We start from the raw sequence: 9,447 nt of genomic DNA, 5'->3' as shown, positions 1-9,447 counted from the left end.
TGACCTCTGCCACCCGACCGACCCGGACAACGCCGTTCTCTGGAAAGCGTGGGCGATGAACGACACCGGCACGGAACACAAACTGCGGGGCTACCTCAAGCGGGTGACCGAGGAACTCCAGCAGACCAGGCGCCGCCTGGCCGCCACGGAGGCACACGGACGGGCGCCCCTCGCGATCGTCGCCATGTCCTGCCGCTTCCCGGGCGGTGTCCGCTCGCCCGAGGACCTGTGGCGGCTGGTGGAGTCCGGGGCCGACGTCGTCTCCGACTTCCCCACCGACCGGGGCTGGGACACCGACGACCTCTACGACCCCGATCCCGACGCCCCCGGCAAGAGCTACGTACGCCAAGGCGGCTTCGTCCACGACGCGGGCGAGTTCGACGCCGAGTTCTTCGGGATATCCCCCCGCGAAGCCCTCGCGATGGACCCCCAGCAGCGACTGCTCCTGGAGACGTCGTGGGAGGCGTTCGAGCGGGCCGGCATCGACCCGGCCACCCTCAAGGGCAGCCGCACCGGCGTCTTCGTCGGCGCGGGCGCCAACCGCTACATCGAGAACCCGAGCCGCACCCCGCGCGCCATCGAGGGCTACTCGATGACCGGCAACATCACCAGCGTCCTGTCCGGCCGGCTCTCCTACACCTACGGCTTCGAGGGCCCCGCCGTCACCGTCGACACCGCCTGCTCGTCCTCCCTGGTCGCCCTCCACCTGGCCGCACAGGCCCTGCGGCACAACGAGTGCTCCTTCGCGCTGGTCGGCGGCGTCACCGTGATGTCCGACCCCGCGCTCTTCGTCGAGTTCAGCCGGCAGCGCGGCCTCGCCCCCGACGGCCGCTGCAAGGCGTTCGCCGCCGCCGCCGACGGCACCGGCTGGTCCGAGGGCGTCGGGGTCGTCCTCGTCGAACGGCTCGCCGACGCCCGCCGCAACGGCCACCAGGTGCTCGCCGTGCTGCGCGGCAGCGCCGTCAACCAGGACGGCACCAGCAGCGGCCTCACCGCACCCAGCGGACCGTCACAGCAGCGCGTCATCCGGCAGGCCCTGGACAACGCCCGCCTCACCCCCGACCAGATCGACCACGTCGAGGCCCACGGCACCGGCACCCGGCTCGGCGACCCCATCGAGGCCCAAGCCCTGATCGCCACCTACGGCCAGGACCGGGACCGGCCGCTGTGGCTCGGCGCCCTCAAATCCAACCTGGGCCACTCCGCCGCCGCCTCGGGCGTCGCCGGAGTCATCAAGACCGTGCTGGCGATGCGCCACGGCACACTGCCGAAAACGCTCCACGTGGACGCGCCGACCCCGCACGTCGACTGGTCGGCGGGCGCGGTCGAGCTGCTGACCGAGGCCCGCCCCTGGCCCGAGACCGGGCAGCCGCGCCGGGCCGCGGTCTCCTCGTTCGGGATCAGCGGCACCAACGCGCACATCGTCCTCGAACAGGCTCCCGCACCGGCCGAGCCGGCCGACGCCGAGGCCGTACCCGACGACAGCGGCCCCCTGCCCTGGCTCGTCTCCGCCCGCTCGGAGCCGGGACTGCGCGCCCAGGCCCGCCGGCTCCTCGACCACATCGAGGCACACCCCGAACTCACCCCGCTGGACCTCGCCCACTCCCTGTCCGCGACCCGCTCCGCCCTGGACGTCCGCGCGGCCGTCCTCGGCACCGAACGCACCGAACTGGTCGAAGGACTCGCCTCACTGGCGGACGGCGACCCCGGCGCCAACGTACGGGTGGGCGCTGTACGCACCGACGCCCGGGTGGCCCTGTTGTTCAGTGGGCAGGGGAGTCAGCGGTTGGGGATGGGGCGTGAGTTGTATGCCGCGTTCCCGGTGTTCGCGGAGGCGTTCGACGCGGTGGTCGCGGAGCTGGACCGGGAGCTGGCCGGTCATGTGGGGCACGGTGTGCGTGATGTGGTGTGGGGGGAGGAGGAGCTGCTGGGGGAGACGGTGTTCACGCAGGCCGGGTTGTTCGCGGTCGAGGTGGCGCTGTTCCGGCTGGTGGAGTCCTTCGGGGTACGTCCCGACTTCCTTCTCGGTCATTCGATCGGGGAGTTGGCGGCGGCTCATGTGGCAGGCGTGTGGTCGCTTGCCGATGCGGCTGCGGTGGTGGCGGCGCGGGGGAGGTTGATGCAGGCGCTGCCGTCTGGCGGGGTGATGGTGGCGGTGCAGGCGACGGAGGCCGAAGTCGCGGAAGTGCTGGGGGATGGTGCGGAGATCGCGGCGGTGAACGGTCCGTCGTCGGTGGTGATCTCCGGGGACGAGACCGCTGTCCTGGCGGCTGCCGATGCGCTGAGTGAGCTGGGGCGCAAGACGAAGCGGCTGGCGGTCAGTCACGCGTTCCACTCGGCGCGTATGGAACTGATGCTCGCGGAGTTCCGTACGGTGCTGGAGGGCGTCTCGTACGCGGAACCGCAACTGCCGATCGTGTCCAACCTGACCGGCCGGGTGGCGTCGGCGGGGGAGTTGACGGACCCGGCCTACTGGGTGCGTCAGGTCCGCGAAGCCGTCCGCTTCGGTGACGGCGTCACCGCCCTGCTGGCCCACGGCGTCACCGCCTTCGCGGAACTGGGCCCCGACGGCGTCGCCTGTGCCATGGTCCGGGAGGCGGTCGTCCCGAATCCCGAGCGCCAGGCGCCCACCGCCTTGCCGTTGCTGCGGCGCGACCACCCCGAGGCGAGCAGCGTGACCGGGGCACTGGCCGCCCTGCACACCGAAGGCATCCGCGTCGACTGGGCCGGGAACCTCGCCGCGCGCGGCGGCCGGCGGGTGGAGTTGCCGACGTTCGCCTTCCAGCGGCAGCACTACTGGCTCACCAGCGAACAGCCCGCCGCCCCCACCGGCCGCTACACGATCCACTGGCGCACGGTCGCCGAATCCCCGACGGCCAGGCTCTCCGGCGACTGGCTGCTGGTGTCCGGCACCGGCGACGCTCTCACCGCGGGGTGCGCCGAGGCGCTGGAGGAGCGCGGCGCACGCGTGACGCACCTGACCGTCGAGCCCGAAGCGCTGGACCGGGAGGCGCTCACCGCACTCCTGGGCGAGCACACCGGCGTCACGGGCGTCGTGTCACTGCTGGGCCTGAACGTGAACCACTCGGCCGACGCCGGACCCGTGCCCCCGGGGCTGGCCGGCACGCTCGCGCTCGTCCAGGCCCTGTGCGACCTCGGCATGGACACCCGGCTGTGGGCCCTGACACAGGGCGCGGTCACCACCGGCGCCTCCGACACCGTGCGCCACGTCGGACAGGCCCAGGTCTGGGGTCTCGGCCGTACCGTCGCCCTGGAGCACCCCGCGCTGTGGGGCGGGCTCGTCGACCTGCCCGACGTACCCGACGCGCCGGCCTGGTCCCGGGCCGTGGCGATGATCGCGGACGGTGCCGAGGACCAGGTCGCCGTCCGCGCCTCCGGCATCCGGGTACGGCGGCTGGGCGCCGCGCCCGCCGACGGCGCGGCCACCGACTGGCGGCCCGCCGGGCGGATCCTGGTCACCGGCGGCACGACCGGCCTCGGCGCCCGGGTGGCACGGTGGGCGGCCGAGCGGGGTGCCGAGGAACTGGTGCTGGTCAGCAGGCGGGGCGACGGAACGCCCGGGGTCGACCAACTGGTGGCGGACCTCGCGGAACTCGGCGCCCGCACCACCGTCGCCTCCTGCGACCTCGCCGACGGCGCCGCCCTCGCCCGGCTCGTCGCGCAGGTGGAGGCCGACGGCGAGCCGATCCGGGCCGTCGTGCACACCGCGGGGCTCGCCCAGGACCGCCCCGTCCTCGACACCGACCCGCTCCTGTGCGCGGACGTCATCGCCGGCAAGGCGGTGGGCGCCGCCCACCTCGACACCGTGTTCGGTGACCGCCCGCTCGACGCGTTCGTGCTGTTCTCCTCGGTCGCCGGAGTGTGGGGCGGCGGCGTCCAGGGCGCCTACGCCGCCGCCAACGCCGCGCTGGACGCGCTCGCCGAGCAGCGCAGGGCGCGCGGGCTGGCCGCCACCTCCATCGCCTGGGGTCCGTGGGCCGACGAAGGCATGGTCGGCGCGGAGGACGACGTACGACGGCTGGCCCGCCGCGGTCTGCGCCCGCTGTCCACGGACGCGGGACTCGCCGCGCTCGCCCGGGCCGTGGGGCGGCCCGAGGCGACGGTGGCCGTGGCCGACGTGGACTGGGAACGGTTCACCACCGCGTTCACCGCGCTGCGGCCCAGCCCGCTGCTGAGCGCGCTGCACCCGACCGCCGCCGCCGCGCCCGCGCCCGCGTCCGGGTCCGCGGTGCCGAAGGACGCCGCGCTCGCCCGCCGTCTCGCCGAGGCCCCCGCCGCGGACCGGCCCGCGCTCGCCCTGCACGCCGTGCGTACCCAGGTCGCGCAGGTGCTCGGGCACGGCTCGGCGCAGACGGTCGACGCCGACCGGGCCTTCCGCGACCTCGGCTTCGACTCCCTGACCGCCGTCGAACTGCGCGACCGGCTCGGCGCGCTGACCGGGCTCCAGCTCGCCGTCACCACCGTGTTCGACCACCCGACCTGTGCCGCGCTGGCCGCGTACCTGTGCGAGGAACTCGCCCAGGACGGACCGGCCGACCGCCGGCAGGGCGGGGCCGTCGCCCTCGCCGCCTCCGACGAGCCCGTCGCGATCGTCGCCATGGCCTGCCGCTTCCCCGGCGGTGTCGAGTCCCCCGAGGACCTGTGGCAGTTGGTCGCCGACGGCGGCGACGCCATCGGCCTCTTCCCGGCCGACCGGGGCTGGGACCTCGACCGCCTCTACCACCCCGACCCCGACCACCCCGGCACCACCTACACCCGGCACGGCGGATTCCTCACCGGCGCCGCCGACTTCGACGCGGGCTTCTTCGGGATCTCCCCGCGCGAGGCCACCGCCATGGACCCCCAGCAGCGGCTCCTCCTCGAAACCTCCTGGGAAGCCTTCGAACGCGCCGGACTCGACCCGGCGGCCCTCGCCGGAACCGCGACCGGCGTCTTCGTCGGCGGCTCACCCTCCGGTTACGCGACCGGAGCGCACGCGGGCCAGAGCGCGGAGGGCTACGCGCTCACCGGCAGCGCGGGCAGCGTCCTGTCCGGACGCCTCGCCTACACCTACGGCCTGGAAGGCCCCGCCGTCACGGTGGACACCGCGTGCTCGTCGTCCCTGGTCGCCCTGCACCTCGCCGTGCAGGCCCTGCGCCGGGGCGAGTGCGCCACGGCCCTCGCGGCGGGCGTCGCCGTCATGGCCGTCCCCACGGGCTTCGTCGAGTTCAGCCGGCAGCGCGGGCTCGCCGCCGACGGCCGCTGCAAGTCGTTCGCCGCGGGCGCCGACGGCACCGGCTGGTCCGAGGGCGCCGCCGTCCTCGTCCTCGAACGGCTCTCCGACGCCCGGCGCGAGGGGCACCCGGTCCTCGCCGTGGTCCGTGGCTCCGCCGTCAACCAGGACGGCGCCAGCAACGGGCTCAGCGCGCCCAACGGCCTCGCCCAGCAGCGGGTCATCCGGCTCGCCCTCGCCGACGCGGAGCTGACGCCGGACCAGGTCGACGCCGTCGAGGCGCACGGCACCGGCACCACCCTCGGCGACCCCATCGAGGCCCACGCCCTGATCGCCGCCTATGGACAGGACCGGCCCGCCGAACGCCCGCTGCGGATCGGCTCGGTGAAGTCCAACCTCGGCCACGCGGCGGCCGCCGCCGGGCTCGCGGGCCTCGTGAAGACGGTCATGGCCCTGCGCCACGGCACCCTCCCCAAGACCCTCCACGTCGACCGGCCCTCACCGCACATCGACTGGTCGGCCGGCGCCGTGGAACTCCTCACGGAAGCGGCACCCTGGCCGGACACCGGCCGGCCCCGCCGCGCCGGGGTGTCCTCCTTCGGCATCAGCGGCACCAACGCCCACGTCATCCTCGAACAGGCCCCTCCCGCCGCCGAGCAGGCCCCCGAGGAGGCCCCCGAGGAGCGGCCGCAGCCCGGCACCCCGCTGCCCTACCTCCTCTCCGCCGCCAGCGCACCCGCCCTGCGGGCCGTCGCGGCCCGGCTGCGCGGACACCTGCTGGACCACCCCGGCCTCGCCCCCGCCGACATCGCGCACTCCCTCGCCACCACCCGCGCCGTCCTGCCCCACCGCGCGGTGGTGCTCGCCCACGACCGCGACACCCTCCTGCACGCACTGGACGGACTCGCCGACGGCGTGGCACGCCCCCACGTCGCCGAAGGCACCGGGCCCATTCGCGACCGTGTCGTGTTCGTCTTCCCCGGGCAGGGCTCCCAGTGGCCCGGCATGGCCGCCGGGCTGCTCGCGGAATGCCCCCTGTTCGCCGAGCACATCGCCCGCTGCGAGACGGCCCTCGCCCCCTACGTCGACTGGTCGCTGACCGCGGTCCTGCGCGACGCCGACGAGGCCGCCCTGCACCGCGTGGACGTGGTGCAGCCCGCCCTGTGGGCGGTGATGGTCTCCCTCGCCGCGCTCTGGAGCGCCCACGGCATCCGGCCCGCCGCCGTGGTCGGCCACTCGCAGGGCGAGATCGCCGCGGCGGTCGTCGCGGGCGCCCTCACCCTCGACGACGGCGCCAGGATCGCCGCCCTGCGCAGCAAGGCACTCCTCGCCCTCTCCGACCGGGGCCTCATGGCCTCCGTCGCGCTGTCCGCCACCGAGGCCGCCGAGCACGTCGCCGCGTCCGGCGGCCGGCTCTCCCTCGCGGCGGCCAACGGCCCCGGCCAGGTCGTCGTCTCCGGCGACCCCGACGCCGTACGGGCCCTGGCGGCCGGCGCCGAACGCTCCCGCGTCCTCCCGGTGGACTACGCCTCGCACTCCGCGCACGTCGAGGAGATCCGCGACCGGCTCCTCGCCGACCTCGCGGACCTGCGGCCCACCACCGGAGACGTGCCGTTCCACTCCACCGTCACGGCCGGTCCGCTGGACACCGCCGGGCTGGACGCCGAGTACTGGTACACCAACCTGCGGCGGACGGTCCGCTTCGAGGAGACCGTGCGCGGCCTGCTGGAGCAGGGACACGACACGTTCGTCGACCTCGGCCCGCACCCCACCCTCGTCACCCCGGTCCAGGAGATCGCCGCGTCCGCCGGCGCCGAGAGCGCGGTCCTCGGCAGCCTCCGCCGGGGCGCGGGCGGCCTCGACCGCTTCCTGCTGTCCGTCGGCGAGGCTGCCGCCCTCGGCGTCGTACCCGACTGGAGCACCGTCCTCGCTGCTCACCGCCCCACCACCGTCGACCTGCCCACCTACCCCTTCGCCCGGCGCCGCTACTGGCTCGACGCGGCCGGCACCGCACCCGCCGCCGACCGCGACCCGGCCGAGGCCCGCTTCTGGGAACTCGTCGAAGACCAGGACCCCCAGGCACTCGCCGACCTCCTCGACGCACCCGAAGCACAGCCCTGGCACAGCGTCCTGCCCACCCTGCGCGCCTGGCGCCGGCACACCCGCGAGCGCCGCACCGCCGACGGCCGCCGCTACCGCGCCCGCTGGCAGCCCGCCCCCGACCTGACCGCCGACCCCGGCGCCCCGACCGCCTGGCTCGCCGTCGTCCCGGCCGCACTCGCCGCCGACGAGGACACCACCCGGCTGATCGCCGGCCTGGCCGACCGGGGCCTGAAGGTCGACACCGTCACCGTCGACCCCGCCCGCACCGACCGCGCCGACCTCACCGACCGCCTCCAGGACGCCCTCCCACGCGAACCCGGACGCGTCGGCGTCCTCTCCTTCCTCGGACTCGACCCCACCCCCCACCCCGGCACCCCGCAGATCTCCGCCGGCCTCACCGGCACCCTCCTCCTCGCCCAGGCCGTCACCGACCTCACCGCCGAGACCCGCCTGTGGTGCCTGACCCGAGGCGCCGTCGCCGTCACCGAACCCGCCCCCGACGCCCCCGAACAGGCCCGGATCTGGGGACTCGGCCGCGTCGCCGCCCTCGAACTGCCCGACCGCTGGGGCGGCCTGGTGGACCTGCCCGCACACCCCGGCCCCGACGACGCCGACCGGCTGCGCCAGGCCCTCACCAACGCGGCACACGAGGACCAGCTCGCCCTGCGCCCCACCGGCACCCACATCCGCCGTCTGGACCGCGCCCCCCTCCCCACCACCGACCCGGTACGCGACTGGCGCCCCACCGGCACCGTCCTCGTCACCGGCGGCACCAGCCCCCTGACCGTCCGGCTCACCCACTGGCTCTCCGCCCGCGGCGCCGAACACATCGTCCTGGCCGGCCCCATCGACCCCGGCACCGCCACCGCCACCGAGACCGCACTCGAAGCCACCGGCACCCGCCTCACCCTCGCCCCCTGCGACCTGACCGACCGGCAGGACGTCACCCGCCTCCTGGACCGCCTCCACACCGACGACCAGAAGATCACCGACCTGGTGCACACACCCGGCGACCCCGGCCTCGCCCCCCTCGACCGGACCGACCCCACCGCCCTCGCCCACACCCTCGCCGCCACCGCCCACAGCGCCCTCCTCCTCGACGAACTCCTCGACCCCGCCGCACTGCGGACCGTCGTCCACTTCTCCTCCGTCGCCGCCTTCTGGGGCAGCGGTGAACACGCCGCCTACGCCGCCGCCTGCGCCCACCTCGACGCCCTCGCCGAACGGCACCGCGCCCAGGGCCGGCACGCCCTCTCCGTCGCCTGGCCCGTCTGGGACCTGCTCACCGAGACCCCCGCCGCCGACGACCCCGACACCGCCCGCGCCCTGCGTCGCATCGGCCTCGGCGGCCTCGGCCTCCTCGACCCGGACCACGCCCTGGACGCCCTGCGGGCAGCCCTCGACCACGACGACACCTGCGTCACCGTCGCCGACGTCGACTGGCCCGTCTTCACCGGCGCCTTCACCGCCCGCCGCCCCAGCAGGCTCCTCGACACCCTCCCCGAGGCCCGCGCCGCCCTCGCCGCACTCGACGAGGAAGCCCGCGACGCGGCCGACGCCGCCGACGAACTCCGCCGCGACCTCAGCACCCTCAGCGCCGCCGACCGTGCACACCGCCTCCTCGAACTGGTCCGCGAGCACACGGCCGCCGCCCTCGGCCACGACAGCCTCGACGAGATCCGGCCCGACCGCGCCTTCAGCGAACTCGGCTTCGAGTCGATCACCGCCGTCGACCTGCGCAACCGCCTGAGCCGCCGCACCGGCCTCACCCTGCCCGCGACCCTCCTGTTCGACCACCCCACCCCCCTCGCCCTCGTCGACCTCCTCCAGGCCGAACTCCTGGAGGACGGCACGGCGGACGCCACCTCCCTGCACGCGGAGATCGACCGCCTCGCCAACGGCCTCGCCACCGCCACCGTCGGCGACACCGACCGGGCCGGCATCACCAAACGCCTGCAGACCCTCCTCGCCACCTGGACCGCCGCCCCCGACGACGGCCCACGGCAACCCGAGGCCCGCACCGCCACCGACGAGCTCGAAGCCGCCACCGACGACGAGATGCTCGCCTTCCTCGACAAGCTGCGCCGCGACACCTCGGCCGGCTGACCCCC

Annotated in this window: 1 protein-coding gene; it reads left to right on the top strand. The window is 75.4% G+C overall.

The window, feature by feature from the left end; translation table 11 throughout:
• The first annotated feature begins 55 nt into the window (after positions 1 to 55).
• Positions 56 to 9,442 carry a type I polyketide synthase gene (locus IE316_RS30690; RefSeq protein ID WP_190207793.1) on the top strand — a complete coding sequence of 3,129 codons (9,387 nt, stop codon included), beginning with the start codon at positions 56 to 58 and terminating at the stop codon, positions 9,440 to 9,442.
• The last annotated feature ends 5 nt before the right edge of the window (positions 9,443 to 9,447 follow it).

The organism is Streptomyces fumanus (assembly GCF_014655295.1).
GTDB classification, from domain to species: Bacteria; Actinomycetota; Actinomycetes; order Streptomycetales; family Streptomycetaceae; genus Streptomyces; species Streptomyces fumanus.
This window is presented reverse-complemented; position numbering and strand designations above follow the sequence as displayed.

Coding starts and splice junctions, on each gene's coding strand:
- IE316_RS30690 (WP_190207793.1), top strand. CDS start 56: ATGAACGACACCGGCACGGAACACAAACTGCGGGGCTACCTCAAGCGG.